Source organism: Kitasatospora sp. NPDC001159 (assembly GCF_053598235.1).
Genome location: NZ_JBSFJV010000009.1, coordinates 20,654 through 39,658, shown reverse-complemented (window position 1 = coordinate 39,658; position 19,005 = coordinate 20,654). Strand labels below are relative to the sequence as shown.

The window sequence follows — 19,005 nt, the reverse complement described above, 5'->3', positions numbered from 1 at the left end:
GAACGGCCGATCTGCGCCCGTCCGTTCTCCCCTGGCCGGGGAGCGGAACGTGTCGACCGGACGATCCGCGCGGCATCGCCGACCGGCCAAGGTGACACATCGACACCCGCGCCCGCGGCGACATCCGCGTCACCGAAGCCGTCCGCGGCACCCTCACCCTGCGCACCGAGGCCGGCCACATCACCGTCGCCGCCACCACCTCCGCCACCCGCCATCGCCGACGCCATCCGCGACCTGGCCGTCACCCATGGCCGGCAGGCCGTGTGAGGTCGCCCGCCCGGTCGGCCCGTACGCCGGGTCAGTCCCCCGTCGAACCCTGCCGCCGCGTCCGTGGCTCACACCGCGGCGGTCAGCAGCTTCCGGACGTGTTCCACCGCCGCCGCCACCGGGACGGACCGGGTCTCGCCGGTGGCCCGGGTGGTGACCTCGACCGTCCCGTCGGCGAGGCCGCGGGCGCCGACCGTGATCCGGTAGGGGATGCCGATCAGCTCGACGTCGCGGAACTTCACGCCGGGCCGCTCGTCGCGGTCGTCCAACAGCACGTCGACCCGCTCGCCGCGCAGTTCCCGGTACAGGGCCTCCGCGGTCTCCGTCACCTGCTCGTCACTGCCGCCGAGGACCACGACCGCCACTTCGAAGGGGGCCACGGCGACGGGCCAGACGATGCCCTTGTCGTCGTGGTGGGTCTCCACGATCGAGGCCAACGCGCGTTCCACGCCGATCCCGTAGCTGCCCATGATCGGGACGACGCGCCCGCCGTCCGGGCCCAGCACGGAGACGCCGAGGGTCTCGGTGTACTTGTGGCCGAGCTTGAAGATGTGGCCCACCTCGATGGTGACCACCACCTCCAGCGGCGTACCGCACCGGGGGCAGGGCTCGGCCGCGGTCACCTCCCGCAGGTCCGCCCAGTGCTGCACGGCGATGTCCCGCTCGACCGACACCCCGCGCAGGTGGACGCCGTCCGTGTTGGCGCCGGTGGTCATGGCGGTACGGCCGCGCAGGGCCTCGTCCGCGAGGACGGGCAGCCCGGCGAGGCCGACGGCGCCCAGACTGCCGGGGGAGGCTCCGAGCGCCGCCTGGATCTCCTCGGCGGTCGCGGGACGCACCGTCGTGGCGGCGAGGGTGTCGATGAGCTTCTGCTCCACCAGGTTGTGGTCGCCGCGGACCAGGACGAGCGTCAGCCGGCCGTCGACCACGTACACCAGGGTCTTGATCTGCCGCTCCGCCGAGACGCCATGACGGCAGGTCAGTTCGTCGATCGTCCGCGCATCGGGGGTGTCGAACCGCTCGGGCGCGTCCGGTCCCGGGCCGTCCACGACGGCGGGCAGGGCGGACGTCGCCTTCTCGGTGTTCGCCGCGTAGTCACAGCCGGGGCAGCGGACCACCAGGTCCTCGCCCGCCTCCGAGGGGCTCATGAACTCCACCGATGCGCTGCCGCCCATGCTGCCGCTGGACGCCTGGACGGCGATCGCGGGCAGTCCGAGGCGGGCGAAGATCCGCTCGTAGGCGGCCCGGTGCAGGTCGAAGGAGCGGTCCAGGCCGGCGGGCTCCACGTCGAAGCTGTACGAGTCCTTCATCGTGAACTCGCGCACCCGCAACAGCCCGCTCTTCGGGCGGGCCTCGTCACGGAACTTGGTCTGGAACTGGTACCAGAGCTGCGGCAGGTCCCGGTACGAACGCAGCTCCTGCGACAGCACGGTGAAGATCTCCTCGTGCGTCATGCCGAGCGCCAGGTCCGCGCCCTTGCGGTCCTTGAGCCGGAACATCTCCTCGCCCATCACGTCCCAGCGGCCGCTGCGCTGCCAGATCTCCGCCGGGTGCATCGCAGGGAGGACGAACTCCTGGGCGCCGATCGCGGCCATCTCCTCGCGGACGATGTCCATGATCTTGGCGCGCACCCGGACCGCCAGCGGCAGCAGGGAGTAGTGACCGGCCATCAGCTGCCGGACGAACCCTCCCCGCACCAGCAGGCGGTGACTCACCGCATCCGCGTCCGCCGGGTCCTCCCGGAGGGTGGGCGCGTACAGCTGGGACCAACGCATGGGCCGGACACCGTCCTCTCGGCAAGGCTGCGGAATGCCGCGGCAGTCTAGTGGCGGAGCCACGACCGAATCACTCCGTTTCGACCGGTGCGGTCCCCGCTCAAACCCGAGCTCAGAGGCTGCGGGCGGTGATGTCGCCGTGGTTGGTGGTGGCGTGGATGTCGAGTTCGGCGGTGCCGGTGTTGCGCAGGGTGTTGGTGATGCGTCCGTGGGAGGTGGCGGCGTCGAGGGTGGCGCAGGTGGTGGCGGCGACGGTGATGTGGCCGGCCTCGGTGCGCAGGGTGAGGGTGCCGCGGACGGCTTCGGTGACGCGGATGTCGCCGCGGGCGGTGGTGATGCGGCCGGGTCCGGTGAGGCGGCCGATCTCGATGTCGCCGTCGACGGCGGTCAGGCGCAGGGCGGCGGCTTCATCGATCTTGATCTGGCGGTAGGCGCCCTCGAAGTCGACGTCGCCCAGGCGTCCGACGGCGCGCAGTTCGCAGCTGGCGGTGCGGGCCTCGACGCGGGAGCCGGCGGGCAGTTGGACGGTGACCTCGATCGCGCCGGGGCCGAGCAGCTTGCCGCCGACCTCGCCGGTGTGGATCCGCAGCACGCCGTCGGTGCAGCTGACGGAGGTCTGCTCGGCGGTCTGGACGTCGCGGTTCTTGCCGGGGTTGGCGGGGCGGATGTCGACGGTGGTGTCGGCGCGGTCGGCGGCGATGACCTGGATGCGGCCGGCGGGGACGTCCAGGACGGCGGCGATCGGGGCGGCGGTGGCGAACCTGTGCATCGTTGCTTCTCCTAACCAGCGGCGGGCCCCTTCGGCCCGTCGTTTCTGATAGTGGAAAAGCTACGTTGCGTTCAGACATGTGGCAACAGAGTCGTTGCGTCAAAGTGCCATCACTGCAGTTCAATGCAGGGAAATCGTTGCAGTGGGCGTAATTCGAATGCAACGGCGCGCATTGGGTTCGTTGCAATGACTGAAGAATGAACGCTATGCTGAGGCCATCCACCGTTGCCACAGAGGAGGCCGCGATGCCGGGAGGCAGACTCACCCAGCAGGAACGCCAGCAGATCGCGCTGGGACTGGCCGACGGCCTCGCCTACGCGGAGATCGCCCGACGCCTGGAGCGTCCGACCTCGACCGTCACGCGCGAGGTGATGCGCAACGGCGGTCCCACCGCCTACCGCGCCGAACTCGCCCACCGCGCCACCGAACACCGGGCCCAGCGCCGTCGGCAGCCCGCGGTCCGGGGGGTGGGCGCGGCCCCGTCGGCCGACGGGCGCGACGTCGAGGCCGTGCGCGAGTACGAGGAGATGTTCGCCTCCGTCTTCATCCAAACGGGCCTGCCCAGGATGACGGCCCGGGTGCTGGCCTGCTTCTTCACGACCGACGAGGCCAGCCTCACCGCGTCCGAGCTCGTCCAGCGCCTCCAGATCAGTCCGGCGTCCGTCTCCAAGGCGATCGCGTTCCTGGAGACCCAGAGCCTGGTCCGCCGGGAGCGCGACGAGCGCCGCCGCGAGCGCTACGTCGTCGACGACGACGTCTGGTACCAGTCGATGATGGCCACCGCCCGCGCCAACGCCCGCTTCGTCCAGATCGCCCGACAGGGCGCCGGTGTCCTCGGCCCCGGCACCCCGGCCGGCGCCCGCCTGGAGAACGTCGCCCGTTTCATGGACTTCGTCTCCGAGAGCATCGCCCGGGCCGCCGAGCAGGCCCGTGAAATCCTCCACACGAAGCCCGAACCCGCTTCCGACGGCACCGGGGGCGGCACCGACTGAGCCACCGTCGCAAGGCCGCGAGCGCGGAACTCCCCGTGCCGACCGCACCCGTGAAGCGCGGCCTCAGAACCCGAAGGCCTCAGAACCCGACGGCCTCGCGGAGCAGCAGGACGGTGCCCGGGGTGGACCGGGCCGGCGCGTTGAGCACCAGCAGCTGGTTGACGGCGCTGGGCCGTCCGTAAGCGGCCCGGGCGCGGGCGTCCTCCAGCGGCAGGGCGTGCTCCTGGACGCGGCGCAGGGCGGTGGGCAGGTCGGGGACCACCTTCTGTGCGCCGACCACCCAGATCGCCCGCCCGGCGCCGCCGACGCCCCCGGGCAGTTGGCTGCCGGTGCCCGAGGCGAGGACCAGGGAGCCGGTCTCGGTGGCGGCCGCGACACTGCCCACGATGACGTCGGGGGTGGCGACCAGGCGCCGGAGGTCGTCGGCCTCGGTGGCCCGGTCCATGCTCAGCGCCCGGGTCTTGACGGACAGGTAGCGGCCGCCGGTGTTGATGTCCTCGTCGAGGCCGGACAGCCGGAGGGTCTCGCTGGCTGCGGTGAACACGCTCGCGCTCTCCGGGATCAGCTCGTGGACCCGGTTCCGAGCGGCGGCGGCGTCGTCGAGGATCTCGACGGTGAAGCCGTGCTCCGCCAGCGCGGCGGCCGCGCGCTCCAGCCGGTCCGCGGGCGCCGGGTCGGTGAACGGCGGACGCGCCTGCGCGGCCCGCGGCGCCGAGCCGGTCAGTGGGGTGGTGTCCAGGTACCGGATCTCGTAGACCCGCTCGGCGAACCGCCAGCCCTCCGCCGTACGCCGGTAACGGTCATGGTAGATCGCGTAGTTGAACCCCTGGAAGTCGTTCTTCAGGCGGACGATCTCGTGCATGTACGCGCGGCCGGTCGCGGTGTCGCCGTCGATCTCGATGGCGCCCGGGTGGGTGGTCTGCACGAAGAAGTCCCACTGCTCCTGGAGCTTCTCGCCGCCGACCCGGATCTGCTCGATGCCGGTGAACTCGACGGGGACGTCGGGCATCCGCAGCACGCCGTCCGGCGTGAACAGCTGCGAGAGACGGGCGCGGTCGCGCATCATCACTGCATCGGTGAAATCGGCCTGCAGCGCCTGGATCTCGGCGCGGTCGGCGATCGCTTGGAAGTCGTTCATCAGGTTCCTCCGTTCGGTCCTGCCCGGTACGACAAGACGGCCCGCCGGAATGTGAGGTGGGCGGCCGGACGTCACATTCCGGTGCGCTGTCCGGTCGGATGGAGGAGTGGACGGACAGCAGCGGGAGGCGGGGAATGGACCAGGAGCTGGACGTGATCATGAGTGAGCGGCGCCAACTGATCAATCTGGCCTACCGGTTGCTCGGTTCGCTCGCCGACGCCGAGGACGTGGTGCAGGAGACCTATGCCCGCTGGTACGCGATGACCCCGGAGCGGCGGGACGCCGTCGCCTCCCCCGGCGGCTGGCTGACCACGGTCGCCAGCCGGATCTGCCTCAACCTGCTCGGCTCCGCCCGCGCCCGGCGTGAGCGCTACGTGGGCGAGTGGATCCCCGAGCCGGTGCCCGAGCGCAGGGAGTGGACCGACGGGGCCACGGCGGACCCGGCGGACCGGATCACCCTCGACGAGTCGGTCAACATGGCCTTCCTCGTCGTCCTGGAAGCCATGACACCGGCCGAGCGGGTCGCGTTCATCCTGCACGACGTCTTCCAGTACCCGTTCGCCGAAGTGGCCGCGATCGTCGGCCGTTCGGCGGCGGCCTGCCGCCAGCTGGCCTCCTCCGCCCGCCGCCGGATCCGCGCGGCGCAGGTGCCGGCCGCCCCGACGAGCACCCAGGCCGGCATCGTCCGGGACTTCAAGCGGGCCTGGGAGGCCAAGGACCTCAAGTCCATGATGGACCTCCTCGACCCGGACGCCACCGTGATCTCCGACGGCGGCGGGCTGGTCATCGCCATGCTGCGGCCGCTCTCGGGCAGCGAGCGGATCGCCCCCTTCCTCGACGCCATCCGGTCCGTGCCCGGCAGGACGCTGGTGGAGTGCACCGTCAACGGGCAGCCCGGCCTGGTCGCCCAGCAGGACGGCGTCACCGACACCGTGTTCGCGTTCCGGATCGCCGACGGCCGGATCACCCACATCTGGGCGGTGCGCAACCCGGAGAAGCTCCGCCCCTGGGCGGAGTGACGCAGAACACGTCCAGGGCTGTCACAAGCCGCCCGGTTGCCGTGTCGTAAGGGAAGCAACGGAAACCGCGAGACCGAGGGAGCACACCATGGAAGCCCGCCTGAACCCCTTCACCAGCCCGGTCATGGGCAAGGTCTTCAAGCACCTCATCGCGGCCAACCAGCCGATCGCCGATTCGACCCTGCCGTACGTGACCCAGGAGCTGGTGCGGCTGCGGGCCAGCCAGATCAACGGCTGCGGCTTCTGCGTCGACATGCACTTCAAGGACGCCGTGCACGCCGGTGAGGAGGCGACCAAGCTGAACCTGGTCGCGGTGTGGCGCGAGGCCACCGTCTTCACCGACGCCGAGCGGGCCGCCCTGGAGCTGGCGGAGCAGGGCAGCCGGCTGGCCGACGGGGGCGGGGTCACCGACGAGGCCTGGGAGAACGCGGCGAAGCACTACGACGAGGAGCAGCTCGCGGCGCTGGTCTGCACGATCGCGCTGATCAACGCGTTCAACCGCGGCAACGTCATGATCCGTCAGCCCGCCGGCGGCTACCAGCCCGGCCAGTTCGCCCAGCACTGAGCCGGCACTGCGGGGACACTGCGGGGACACCGCGTCGACGGCGGGGGAGACCCTCCCTGGCCGTCGGCGTTCCCGGCGTACGCCCGGCGCCGGTACGCACACCACCGAGCCCACCCCTGTGGGCTTGTCGCCCAAAAACCGACCGATAAGGTGTTAATCCAACATTCATCCATGCCGCGTAGCCTCCGAGAGCTAGCCTCATGCTGAACGTCATCGTCCGACCGGGAGGCGAAACCCCCGTGCAAGGCACTGTCACCACACCGGGCGGCTCCGCCGTGGCCGGGGGCCAGGGCGAGGCCTTCCTCCTCGTCGTGGACGACGAGCCGAACATCCGCGAGCTGCTCGCCGCCTCGCTGCGCTTCTCCGGCTTCCGGGTGGCCTCCGCCGCGAGCGGGACCGAGGCGCTGGAGCTGATCGCCGCCGAACGCCCGGACCTGGTGGTCCTCGACGTGATGCTGCCCGACCTCGACGGCTTCACCGTCGTCGCGAAGCTGCGCGAGCGCACCACCCGGGGCCAGATCGCCGGACCCGCGCACGGGCACCCCGGCGACCACCTGCCGGTGCTCTTCCTTACCGCCAAGGACGGCGTGGGCGACAAGGTGCAGGGCCTGGCCGCGGGCGCCGACGACTACGTCACCAAGCCGTTCAGCCTGGAGGAGCTGATCGCCCGCATCCGCGCGATCCTGCGCCGGGCCGGCGGGCCCGCCGAGGACGGCCGACTGGTCGTCGCTGACCTCAGCCTCGACCCGGTCGCCCACGAGGTCACCCGTGCCGGCACCCCCGTCTCGCTCTCCCCGACCGAGTTCAAGCTGCTGCACTACCTGATGGCCAACGTCGGCCGGGTGGTCTCCAAGGCGCAGATCCTCGACCACGTCTGGGCCTACGACTTCGGGGGCGACCTCTCCATCGTCGAGTCCTACATCTCCTACCTGCGCCGCAAGCTCGACTCCGGCCCGGCCCACGGCCCCAAGCTGATCCACACCGTGCGCGGCATCGGCTACGCGCTGCGCCGCCCCCCGCAGGGCTGACCGGACCCGCCCGTGTTCGCCCGCTTCTCCTCCAGGTTGTCGCTGCGCGCCCGGCTGCTGGTGCTCGCGCTCGCGCTGGTCACCACCGGGCTCGCGGTGAGCGACACCTTCGTGCTCGGCACCGTACGGGCGCAGCTGGTGGAGCAGCTGGACGAACAGCTCCAGCGGTACGGGCCGCCCCTCTCCCGCAAGCCCCCCGGCCGGCTCACCACGCCGGACGCCGGCAAGCCCGCCGTCACCGGGCGGCGGATCAGCCTGCCCAGCCAGTACCTGGTGCAGTACCTGTCCTCGGACGGCAAGGTCCAGGCGGTCATGCGCCAGCCCGTCTCGGACAGCGACCCGGCGCCGCAACTGGCCGGGCTGGACCCGACCCAGACCGCCCCGGACGTCCCCTTCGACCTGCCCGACCAACGCGGCCACCACAGCTGGCGGGTCCTGGTGCTGCAGCTCCAGGACCCCCGCACGCCCACCCCTGGGATCGGCGCGTACGCCTCGCCGACCACCGCCCCGACCTATGTCATGGTGGCCGTCTCCCGCGAGGACATCGACGCCACCATCGGCAAACTGCGCACCTCCTTCCTCGCCATCGGCGGAGCCGTCCTGGTGCTGATCGCCGCGCTCGGCTTCTTCGCGGTACGGGCCGGGCTGCGGCCGCTGCGCCGGATCGAGGCGGACGCCGCGCGGATCGCGGCCGGGGAGCTGTCGCACCGCATGCCCGAGCTCTCCCCGGGCACCGAGGTCGGACGGATGTCGATCGCGCTCAACGGCATGCTCACCCAGATCGAGGCGGCCTTCGCCGCCCGTGCCGAGTCCGAGGCCCGGATGCGGAGTTTCGTCGCGGATGCCTCGCACGAGCTGCGCACCCCGCTGGCCGGCATCCGCGGCTTCGCCGAGCTGTACCGGATGGGCGCGCTGCCCACCGAGGCGGACGTCAAGCGGACCATGACCCGGATCGAGAGCGAGGCGGTCCGGATGGGCGCCCTGGTCGAGGACCTGCTGGTGCTCGCCCGGCTGGACGAGGAGCGCCCGCTCGACCTCGCCCCGATGGACCTGCGCACCCTCGCCGCCGACGCGCTGCACGACCTCACCGCCCTCGACCCGAGCCGCCCGGTCGCGCTCACCGGCCCCTCCGGCGCCGGGGCGCCGGCCGCTGCGCCCGTCCTGGGTGACGAGGCGCGGCTGCGGCAGGTGGTCACCAACCTGGTCGGCAACGCGGTCAAGCACACCCCGCCCGGCACCCCGGTCCGGATCGGGGTCGGCGGCGGGGCCGACGGGGTCTGCCTGCTGGAAGTCGCCGACTCCGGGCCCGGCCTCACCGAGGAGCAGGCCCAGCGGGTCTTCGACCGCTTCTACCGGGTCGACGCCTCGCGCAGCCGCGACAACGGCGGCGGAGGCGGCCTCGGCCTCGCCATCGCCACCGCCCTCACCCGCGCGCACGGCGGCACCCTCACCCTGGACACCGCACCCGGCGCCGGCGCCATATTTCGGGTCGAACTGCCCGTGAACGGCGACCGGGTTTCCTGAGTCTTTGTCGACTCGTCAATTCTTCTGCGAACCAGGCAATTCACCGGGCCCGCTCATTGCCGGAAGCCGGCATGGAGCGTAAAGAAACCGTGTGCCTATGATCAGCGCTGCCGGGACGTCAAGAAGTGCCCGGACAAAGGCTTTTGCATACTTTCGGACCCGGAAGGGGTCATTGTGAAACTCCGCCGTACGCTGGTCTCGGCCGCCCTCGTCGCCGCCGTGGTCTCGCCCGCAGTCGTGCTCTCCGCGGCTCCCGCCTTCGCGGAGTCGGCTCCGGCGGCGCAGACCCAGAACGACGGCGGCTCGATCGCCGCCCTGGAGAAGGCCGCCGCCGACGCGGCCAAGGCCTACGAGGAGGCCAAGGCCTACGAAGCCGACCAGAAGGCCAAGTTCGACGCCTACACGCCCCCGGCGGACCTCACCGCCAAGCTCAAGGCGGCCCAGGCCGCCGCTGCGAAGGCCACCGAGGCCGCGACCGCCGCCGACGACGAGGTCCACAAGGCCATGACCGCGTACGACACCGCGACGGACGCGGACCGCGAGAAGGCCAGGGAGCACATGCTGAAGGCGATGGACGCCGCCAACGCCGCCCGCTACGCGGAGAAGCAGGCCAAGGACGCCGTGACCGCTGCCGGCCGGGCGCTGGACGATGCCCGGATGACCGCGCTCACCAGGGTCACCGAGGCTCAGGAGCGCACCAAGGCCGCAGCCGCCGCCAAGGCCGATGCCGACAAGGCTCTCGCCGATGCCAAGTCGGCCGCCGCCCAGAAGCCGGCCGACAAGCCGACCGAGCAGCCCGCGGACAAGCCGACCGAGCAGCCCGCCGACAAGCCGGCGGACAAGCCTGCCGAGCAGCCCGGTGCCGTCACCCAGGCGGCGGACACCACCGCGTCGACCACCTCGACCGACACTTCGGCCGGCACCGACAAGTCCACCACCACCTCGACGACGTCGGGCACCGACAAGTCCACCACCACCTCGACGACGTCGAACTCCTCGAACTCCTCGACCACTTCGACCAAGGCCACCACCGGCTCGGCCGCCGAACTCGCCGAGACCGGCTCCAACCCGGCCACCCCGTACCTCGCCCTGGGTTCCGGCCTCGCCATCAGCCTCGGCGCCGCCGCCCTGTACGTCTCCCGCCGCAAGACGACCCGATCCACCTCCTGATTCACCTGGTTCGCGCCCGCTCGGGAGGAGGACGCGAACCCCACCGCACCCCGAACCGCAGGGCAGGCCTCCTCCCGGCCTGCCCTGCGGTTCCGCGTTTTCGGGCCCCAAACTCCTCGATCGACTGAACCTGCCCCCGTTCACCCGGTCGCCCCCTCGGTCGTGTGCGACCGTGCTGCCGCTGGGACGGGCGGATCACGGTGGAGGAGTTCCTGCGCGGCTTCACCGAGCCCTTCACCGCCCGAGCCGACTCCACCTCGGGCGCCCAGCTCCTGGGCCGACCGTAGTCACGAGCCAGCACCCCGCCTAGCACGCCCCGCTCGCCGGAGCGAGCGGGGCGCGCCCCTGTCAAGCGCCGGTTCGGCCAAGAGGCGCGCGCGGTCCGCCCGGTCGTTCGTTGCCCCGGCCCCCGCCGGATCCGCAGACTGTGCGGACCGCAGCGCAAACCGTGACGCATGGCACACGACTGTCAACCCCACCCCACCTGCAGTTCCTCCGTAAGGATGATGGATACTGGGGCTTGTGAACGTGTTCACGTTCACAAGCGGACAAGCCTGTGTGGTTGAGCAGCGGTCTACGGCTATGGACGAAGTTTGTCCGAAAACGCCCTGAGAGGGGCCGTTGGAGAGAGGGCGACGTGGAACTGGCAATCGCTCACGAGACCATTGCGCGATGGCAATTCGGCATCACCACCGTCTACCACTTCCTCTTCGTGCCGCTCACCATCAGCCTCGCCGCGATCGTGGCCGGGCTGGAGACCGCCTGGGTGCGCACGAACAAGGAGAAGTACTTCCACGCGACCAAGTTCTGGGGAAAGCTCTTCCTCATCAACATCGCGATGGGTGTCGTCACCGGAATCGTGCAGGAATTCCAGTTCGGCATGAACTGGTCCGACTATTCCCGCTTCGTCGGTGACGTCTTCGGCGCCCCGCTCGCGATGGAGGCGCTGATCGCCTTCTTCTTCGAGTCCACCTTCATCGGCCTGTGGATCTTCGGCTGGGACAAGCTGCCGAAGAAGATCCACTGCGGCTGCATGTGGATGGTCTCGCTGGGCACCGTGCTCTCCGCCTACTTCATCCTGGCGGCCAACTCCTGGATGCAGCACCCGGTCGGCTACTCGATCGACAGGGCCACCGGCAAGGCGCAGCTCACCGACATCGCCAAGGTGCTGTTCCAGAACACCACGCTCACCGTGGTCTTCCACACCCTGACCGCGGCCTTCCTCACCGGCGCCGCCTTCATGGTCGGCATCGCCTCCTTCCACCTCTGGAAGGCCAAGCGCAGGCCCGAAAGCGCAGACCCCAGGAAGACCGCCGTGATGCGCACCTCGCTGCGGCTCGGCCTGGTGCTCGCGGTGGTCTTCGGCGCCGGCACCGCGCTCAGCGGCGACTCGCTGGGCAAGGTCATGTTCGAGCAGCAGCCGATGAAGATGGCCGCCGCCGAGGCCCTGTGGGACACCCAGGCGCCCGCGCCGTTCTCGATCTTCGCGGTCGGCGACGTCAGCAAGGGCCACAACTCGGTCGAGCTGGAGGTCCCCGGGGTGCTGTCCTTCCTCGCCAAGAACGACTTCAGCTCCGCCGTCCCCGGCATCAACGACACCGCCGCCGCCGAGGCCGCCGCGCACGGCGGCAACCCCAAGGACTACATCCCGAGCGTCTTCATGACCTACTGGGGCTTCCGCTTCATGATCGGCTTCGGGATGACCTCCTTCGCCGCCGGCCTGGTCGGCCTCTGGGCGACCCGACGGAAGCTCTTCCTGCGCCCCGAGTTCCGCACCGGCGACACCGAGGTGCCCCGGCTGATGCTCACCCCGAAGCGGGAACTGGGCCCGCTGCTCACCAAGTGGAGCTGGCGGATCGGCATCCTGACCATGGGCTTCCCGCTGATCGCCAACAGCTTCGGCTGGATCTTCACCGAGATGGGCCGTCAGCCCTGGGCCGTCTTCGGCCTGATGACCACGGCGAGTGCCGTCTCCCCCAACGTCAGCGTCGGCACCCAGATCGGCGCGCTGGTCACCTTCACCGTGCTGTACGCGATCCTCGCCGTGGTCGAGGTCCGGCTGCTGGTCAAGTACGCCAAGGCCGGCCCGGTGGTGACCGAGCAGCCCCCGACCGGGGACCCGTCGCTGCGCGGCCCGTCCGCGGACGCGGACGCCGACAAGCCGCTCGCCTTCGCGTACTGACGCACCCCACCGTGGAACTGAGGATCTGACATGCAACTCCACGACGTCTGGTTCGTGCTGATCGCGGTCCTGTGGATCGGCTACTTCTTCCTGGAGGGCTTCGACTTCGGGATCGGCGTCCTCACCAAGCCGCTCGCCCGCGACACCGCCGAGCGCCGGGTGCTGATCAACACCATCGGCCCGGTCTGGGACGGCAACGAGGTCTGGCTGCTGACCGCCGGCGGCGCCACCTTCGCCGCCTTCCCGGACTGGTACGCGACCCTCTTCAGCGGCTTCTACATCCCGCTGCTGATCATCCTGGTCTGCCTGATCGTCCGCGGCGTGGCCTTCGAGTACCGGGCCAAGCGCGACGGTGCCCGCTGGCAGCGCAACTGGGAGGAGGCCATCTTCTGGACCTCCCTCCTCCCGGCCTTCCTGTGGGGCGTGGCCTTCGCCAACATCGTGCGCGGCGTGGACATCGACGCGCAGAAGAACTACGTCGGCACCCTCTGGGACCTGCTCAACCCGTACGCCCTGCTCGGCGGCCTGGTGACGCTCGCCCTGTTCACCTTCCACGGCGCGGTCTTCGCAGCGCTCAAGACGGTCGGCGAGATCCGTGTGCGCGCTCGCAAGGCCGCCCTGCAGGCGGGCCTGGCGACCGCCGTCCTCGCCCTCGGCTTCCTGACCTGGACCCAGGCCGACAGCGGCAACGCCAAGAGCCTGGTCGCGATGGTGATCGCCGTACTGGCCCTGCTCGGCGCGCTGGCGGCCAACCAGCGCGGCCGCGAGGGCTGGGCGTTCGTCCTCTCCGGGGCGACCGTCGTGGCCGCGGTCGCGATGCTCTTCCTGGCGCTCTTCCCGAACGTCATGCCGTCCACCCTGAACGACGGCTGGAGCCTGACCGTCAGCAACGCGGCCTCCTCGCCGTACACGCTCAAGCTGATGACCATCGTGGCGGCCGTGTTCACCCCGCTGGTGCTGCTCTACCAGGGCTGGACCTACTGGGTGTTCCGCAAGCGGATCGGCGTCCAGCACCTCCCCGGGCACCACCCGGCCGCCCCGCTCGACCAGGCCTGACGCCGTGAAGCCGGTCGACCCCCGACTCCTCGGGTACGCCCGCACCACCCGTGCCTTCCTCGCCGGATCCGTGCTCCTCGGCGGGGCGGGCGCGGCCCTGGTGGTCGCCCAGGCGAGCCTGATCGCCGAGATCGTCGTCCGCGGCTTCCAGCGCGGCGCCACCCTCGGCGAACTGACCACCCCGCTGGTGCTGCTCGCCCTGACGGCGGCCGGGCGCGGGCTGGTCGGCTGGCTCACCGAGCTCACCGCGCACCGCTCCGTCGCCCGGGTGAAGTCCACCCTGCGACGCAGGCTGCTCGACCACGCCACCGCGCTCGGCCCGTCCTACCTGGCGGGCCGGCGCACCGGCGAACTCACCACCCTCGCCACCCGCGGCATCGACGCCCTCGACGACTACTTCGCCCGCTACCTGCCGCAGCTGGCCCTCGCCGTGGTCGTCCCGGTGATCGTGCTGCTGCGGATCGCCGGCGCCGACTTCACCTCGGCCGCGATCATCGCCGGGACGCTGCCGCTGATCCCGCTGTTCATGGTGCTGATCGGGATGGCCACCCAGTCCCGGATGGACCGCCAGTGGGACACCCTGGCCCGGCTCTCCCACCACTTCCTCGACGTGGTCGCCGGCCTGCCCACCCTCAAGGTGTTCAACCGGGCCCGCGCCCAGGCCGCCACCATCGCCCGGATCACCGCCGACTACCGCCGCGCCACCCTGCGCACCCTGCGGATCGCCTTCATCTCCTCCTTCGCGCTGGAGCTGCTCTCCACCCTGTCCGTCGCGCTGGTCGCGGTCACCATCGGCTTCCGGCTGGTGGACGGCTCGCTCGACCTGGAGACCGGGCTGCTGATCCTCGTCCTCGCCCCCGAGGTGTACTTCCCGGTCCGCCAGGTCGGCGCGCTCTACCACTCCAGCGTCGAGGGCCTGAGCGCCGCCGACGAGATCTTCCGGGTGCTGGAGACCCCGCTGCCCGCCGCCGGTACCCGCCCCGCCCCCGAGCTCACCGGCGCCGTGATCACCGCCGAGGGCCTGACCGTGCGCCACCCCGGGCGCGACGTGCCCGCGCTGGACGGCGCCGCGCTGACCCTGCGCCCCGGCTCCAGCACCGCCCTCACCGGCCCGAGCGGGGCCGGCAAGTCCACCCTGCTGTCCGTCCTGCTCGGCCTCACCACCCCCGAGGCCGGCACCGTCCGGATCACCGCCGTCGACGGGCGCGCGTACGACCTCGCCGAGCTTGAGCCGGAGAGCTGGCGGCGGCAGATCGCCTGGGTGCCGCAGCACCCCCACCTGTTCGCCGGGACGGTCGCCGAGAACCTGCGGCTCTACCGCCCCGAGGCGACCGACGACCAGCTGTGGACGGCGCTGCGGGCCGCCCACGCCCTCGACTTCGTCACCGACCTGGACGCCCGGCTGGGGGAGGACGGCGCCGGGCTGTCCGCCGGACAGCGCCAGCGCCTCGCGCTCGCCCGGGTGCTGCTCGCCGACGACCGGCCGCTGGTGCTGCTGGACGAGCCCACCGCCAACCTGGACGGCGGCTCCGAGGCCGCCGTCGTGGACGCCGTCCGGACCCTCGCCGAGGACCCCGCGCGCACCGTGCTGGTCGTCGCCCACCGACCGGCGCTGCTGGCGGTCGCGGACGAGCGGGTCCGGCTGGCGGGGCCCGACGCCGTCGCGGCCCCGGAGCCGGTCGCCCTGCTCGGCCACCCGGCCCCGCCCCGAGCCGAAGGGCGCGCCGGTGCCGAAAGCGAGGAGCGACAAGCGACCGACGAGGGAGGGAGCGCCGGAGCGAAGAGCGTCGGCGCCGGGCCCGAGCGCCCGGAGGCGAGCGGGCGAGTCACAGTCCGGCCCACGCCCGCCCCCGCCGAGCCCGAGGAGCCCGGGACCGAGCCCGCCGCCCCCCGGCTGGCACTGTCCGTCCTGCTCGGCTCGCTCGCCCTCGGCTGCGCCGTCGCCCTGATGGCCGCCTCCGGCTACCTCATCTCCCGGGCCTCCCAGATGCCCCCGGTGCTCTACCTGATGACGGCCGTCACCGCGGTCCGCGCCTTCGGCATCGGCCGCAGCTTCTTCCGCTACACCGAGCGGCTGGTCTCGCACGACGCCGTGCTGCGCACCCTCGGCACCCTGCGGGCCGCCGTCTACCGGCGGCTGACCGTGCTCGCCCCGGCCGGGCTGCCCGCTTTCCGGCGTGGCGACCTGCTCTCCCGGCTGGTCGCCGACGTCGACGCGATCCAGGACCACTACCTGCGCTGGCGGCTGCCCGCCGCCGTCGCCGCCGTGGTCGCGCTCGCCTCGGCGGTGGCGATGGGCGCCTTCCTGCCCGCCGCCGGACTGGTGCTCGGCCTCGGCCTGCTGCTCGCCGGCGTGCTGGTGCCCGCGCTGGCCGCCCGCTGGTCGGCCGGCGCCGAGCGGCGCCAGGCCCCGGCCCGCGGACAGCTGGCCGCCACCGTGGTGGACGCCTTCACCGGAACCGCCGAGCTCACCGTGGCCGGCGCCCTGCCCGGCCGGCTGGCCGCCGTCCGCGCCGCCGACACCGCGCTGACCCGGCTGGCTGCCCGCTCGGCCGCCACCACCGCGCTCGGCACCGGGCTGATCGCACTGCTCACCGGCCTGACGGTGGTGGGCGCGGCGGCCGTCGGCATCCAGGGGGTGCGTGACGGGGCGCTGGCGCCGGTCTGCCTGGCGCTGGTGGTGCTGACCCCGCTGGCCGGTTTCGAGGCCGTCACCGGGATGCCGCTCGCCGTCCAGGCCCGCCAGCGCAGCCGCGCCGCGCGGGCCCGGCTGGACGAGCTGCTGGACGCTCCCGCGCCGGTCACCACCCCCGCCGAGCCGCTCGCGCTGCCCGAGCAGCCGCTGCCCGTCGCGGTGCGCGGGCTGACCGTACGGCACCCCGGGCAGGCCGTGGACGCGCTCGCCGGGGTGGACCTCGACCTCACCCCCGGCCGCCGGATCGCCGTGGTCGGCCCGTCCGGCTCCGGCAAGACCACCCTTGCCCAGGCGCTGCTGCGCTTCCTGGAGCCCGGCGCCGGGTCCGTCACCTTCGCCGCCGGTCGTCCACAGGCTGTGGACGGTCGCGCGCTCGCGGGCGAGGACGTCCGCCGGGTGATCGGCCTCTGTGCCCAGGACGCCCACGTCTTCGACAGCTCGCTGCGGGAGAACCTGCGGCTGGCCCGCCCCGGCGCGGACGAGACCGAGCTGCGCGCCGCACTCGCCGCCGCCCGGCTGCTGGACTGGACGGACGGCCTCCCGGGCGGCCTGGACACCATGGTCGGTGAGCACGGCGCCCGGCTCTCCGGCGGCCAGCGCCAGCGGCTCGCCCTCGCCCGGGCGCTGCTCGCGGACTTCCCCGTACTCGTCCTGGACGAGCCCGCCGAGCACCTCGACCTGCCCACCGCCGACGCCCTCACCACCGACCTGCTGGCCGCCACCGAGGGCCGCACCACCGTGCTGATCACCCACCGGCTCGCCGGGTTGGACGACGCCACCGTGGACGAGGTGCTGGTGCTGGACGGTGGCCGGGTGGCCGAGCGCGGCCGCTGGTCCGAGCTGGTCGCCGACCCGGACGGGCGGCTGCACGCGATGTGGCGGCGGGAGCGGGAGGCCGACGGCCTGCTGGAGCCGGCGCATCTCTAAGAGCTGCGTCTTCCTTCGGCTGAAAACCGTACAAACTAGGCTTTCTTCATGGACCCCACGCCAGACCTTCCCGAGGACGCTCCCGAGCCGACACCCCATCGGGTGCCCGAGATCGCCTCACTCGGGCTGGACACCCTGGTCACCGAGGTCGCGGAGCGCCTCCAGTCCGCCGCCGCGGTCACCGACCGGATGCAGCGCCTGCTGGAGGCGGTGGTCTCCATCGGCGCCGGGCTCGACCTGCACGCCACCCTGCACCGGATCGCCACCGGTGCCGCCGAACTGGTCGACGCCCGGTACGCGGCGCTCGGCGTGATCGCCCCCGGCGGGCACGGCCTGGCCGACTTCATCCACGTCGGCATCGACGACGAGACCGCCGCCGAGATCGGCGAACTGCCCGCTGGACGCGGCATCCTCGGCGCGCTCATCGACCGCCCCGAGCCGCTGCGGCTGGCCGACCTCGGAGCCGATCCGCGCTCCTCCGGGTTCCCGCCGCACCACCCGCAGATGAAGACCTTCCTCGGCGTGCCGATCCGGGTCCGCGACGAGGTCTTCGGCAACCTCTACCTCACCGAGAAGAAGGGCGGCGGCGCCTTCACCCCCGAGGACGAGCAGGTGGTGCACGCCCTCGCCGCGGCCGCCGGCGTGGCGATCGAGAACTCCCGGCTGTACGAGGAGGGGCGCCGCCGCGAACGCTGGATCGCCGGCGCCGCCGCCGTCACCACCGCGCTGCTCTCCACCGAGCAGGCCGAGGGCGCGCTGACCGTCGCGGCCGAGCAGGTGCGGGAGTTGGCGGACGCCGCGCTCGGCATGATCCTGCTGCCCACCGGTCCGGTCGGTGAGGGCGATGGCCAGATGCGGGTCGCCCACGCCTCCGGCGAGGCCGCCGAGTTCGTCCGCGGCGAGCTGCTGCCCAAGGACAGCTTCGCGGCCCGGCTGCTCGCGGGGGAGAGCGTCCATCTGGACGACATGTCCAGCGACCCGGCCGTGGTGATCCGGCTCGCCCGCAGCTTCGGCCCGTCCATGGCCGTCCCGATGGTCGCCGCCGGGCGGGTGCTCGGCGGGCTCTGCGTCTGGCGCCCGCGCGGGGCGCTGCCGTTCACGGACTCCGAGAAGCAACTCGCCGAGACCTTCGCCTCGCAGGCCGCCCTCGCCCTGCGCCTCGCCGAGGGCCAGCGCGACCAGCAGCGCCTCGCCGTCTTCCAGGACCGCGACCGGATCGCCCGAGACCTCCACGACCTGGTGATCCAGCGGCTGTTCGCCACCGGGATGATGCTGGAGAGCGCCGCCCGGCGCTCCGTCGTCCCCGAGGTGAAGGTCGGCATCGGCAACGCGGTGGACGAACTGGACGCCACCATCCAGGAGGTCCGCACCACCATCTACGCCCTCCAGCACGACAACCACGGCGACGCCCCCGACACCCTGCGCACCCGGGTGCTGCGGGAGGCCAGCCAGGCCGCGGCGGCGCTCGGCTTCAAACCCTCGGTGAGCTTCGTCGGGCCGGTGGAGAGCCTGGTCGGCGAGAACACCGGGCGTCAACTCCTGGCGGCGCTGCGGGAGATGCTCTCCAACACGGCCCGGCACGCGCGGGCCTCCCGGGTCGGCGTGGAGATCGACGCGACCGTCCACCTGGACGACGGCGGTAGGCCGGTCGGCGGCGACCCCGAGTCGCTGGACCGGGGCGGGCGGCCCGGCGTGCTGCTCACCGTGACCGACGACGGGGTGGGCATCCCGGCGGGCGGGCGTCGCAGCGGACTGCTCAACCTGACCCGGCGCGCGGAGGCACTCGGCGGGGCCGCCTGGCACGAGAGCGGGCCCTACCGGAAGGGGGCGATGGTGCGCTGGACGGCCCGGCCGTAGGCACGCGACAACCGTGAGGCGGCGACGTGCCGGAACGCCTT

14 protein-coding genes are annotated in these 19,005 nt (G+C 72.3%); 11 read left to right on the top strand and 3 right to left on the bottom strand.

Translation table 11 applies throughout. The features are described 5' to 3' along the window. Positions 1-335: 335 nt before the first annotated feature. Complete coding sequence (locus ACWC9T_RS07225) at positions 336-2,042, bottom strand: proline--tRNA ligase (RefSeq protein WP_449820065.1); 1,707 nt, start codon at positions 2,040-2,042, stop codon at positions 336-338. Positions 2,043-2,154: 112 nt separating this feature from the next. Then, a complete protein-coding gene (locus tag ACWC9T_RS07220) occupies positions 2,155-2,811 on the bottom strand; it encodes a DUF4097 family beta strand repeat-containing protein (protein ID WP_449820064.1) in 657 nt (218 codons plus the stop codon). A 245-nt stretch (positions 2,812-3,056) separates the two neighbouring features. On the opposite strand from ACWC9T_RS07220, the gene ACWC9T_RS07215 reads away from it, so the two are divergent. Continuing rightward, positions 3,057-3,803: a helix-turn-helix domain-containing protein gene (locus ACWC9T_RS07215; RefSeq protein ID WP_449820063.1), complete on the top strand. Its 747-nt coding sequence runs from the start codon at positions 3,057-3,059 to the stop codon at positions 3,801-3,803. A gap of 79 nt (positions 3,804-3,882) precedes the next feature. Here ACWC9T_RS07215 and ACWC9T_RS07210 read toward each other — a convergent pair whose 3' ends face one another. Beyond that, complete coding sequence (locus ACWC9T_RS07210) at positions 3,883-4,941, bottom strand: nuclear transport factor 2 family protein (protein ID WP_449820062.1); 1,059 nt, start codon at positions 4,939-4,941, stop codon at positions 3,883-3,885. 134 nt (positions 4,942-5,075) lie between these two features. Here ACWC9T_RS07210 and sigJ point away from each other — a divergent pair, with 134 nt between their 5' ends. The 10 genes from sigJ (at position 5,076) to ACWC9T_RS07160 (ending at position 18,964) form a co-directional block, all read left to right on the top strand. Beyond that, positions 5,076-5,960, top strand: a complete 885-nt coding sequence (sigJ, locus tag ACWC9T_RS07205) for an RNA polymerase sigma factor SigJ (protein WP_449820061.1) — start codon at positions 5,076-5,078, stop codon at positions 5,958-5,960. A gap of 88 nt (positions 5,961-6,048) precedes the next feature. Then, positions 6,049-6,525 carry a carboxymuconolactone decarboxylase family protein gene (locus tag ACWC9T_RS07200; RefSeq protein ID WP_449820060.1) on the top strand — a complete coding sequence of 159 codons (477 nt, stop codon included), beginning with the start codon at positions 6,049-6,051 and terminating at the stop codon, positions 6,523-6,525. Between the two features lie 200 nt (positions 6,526-6,725). Beyond that, positions 6,726-7,553: a response regulator transcription factor gene (locus tag ACWC9T_RS07195; protein ID WP_449820059.1), complete on the top strand. Its 828-nt coding sequence runs from the start codon at positions 6,726-6,728 to the stop codon at positions 7,551-7,553. A gap of 12 nt (positions 7,554-7,565) precedes the next feature. Continuing rightward, complete coding sequence (locus ACWC9T_RS07190) at positions 7,566-9,077, top strand: sensor histidine kinase (RefSeq protein ID WP_449820058.1); 1,512 nt, start codon at positions 7,566-7,568, stop codon at positions 9,075-9,077. A 174-nt stretch (positions 9,078-9,251) separates the two neighbouring features. Further along, on the top strand, positions 9,252-10,247 hold the full coding sequence (locus ACWC9T_RS07185) for an LAETG motif-containing sortase-dependent surface protein (protein WP_449820057.1): 996 nt from the start codon (positions 9,252-9,254) through the stop codon (positions 10,245-10,247). Positions 10,248-10,411: 164 nt separating this feature from the next. After that, entirely contained in the window at positions 10,412-10,534 is a 123-nt protein-coding gene (locus tag ACWC9T_RS07180) for a hypothetical protein (RefSeq protein WP_449820056.1), read from the top strand. A gap of 350 nt (positions 10,535-10,884) precedes the next feature. Next, positions 10,885-12,429, top strand: coding sequence for a cytochrome ubiquinol oxidase subunit I (locus tag ACWC9T_RS07175; protein WP_449820055.1), 1,545 nt, complete (start codon positions 10,885-10,887; stop codon positions 12,427-12,429). Between the two features lie 30 nt (positions 12,430-12,459). Then, entirely contained in the window at positions 12,460-13,485 is a 1,026-nt protein-coding gene (gene cydB / locus ACWC9T_RS07170; RefSeq protein ID WP_449820054.1) for a cytochrome d ubiquinol oxidase subunit II, read from the top strand. A 4-nt stretch (positions 13,486-13,489) separates the two neighbouring features. Beyond that, the gene (gene cydD, locus ACWC9T_RS07165) at positions 13,490-17,107 is read left to right on the top strand and encodes a thiol reductant ABC exporter subunit CydD (RefSeq protein ID WP_449820053.1); all 3,618 of its coding nucleotides are present in this window, start codon (positions 13,490-13,492) and stop codon (positions 17,105-17,107) included. A 48-nt stretch (positions 17,108-17,155) separates the two neighbouring features. Beyond that, a complete protein-coding gene (locus ACWC9T_RS07160; protein WP_449820052.1) occupies positions 17,156-18,964 on the top strand; it encodes a GAF domain-containing protein in 1,809 nt (602 codons plus the stop codon). Positions 18,965-19,005 lie beyond the last annotated feature (41 nt).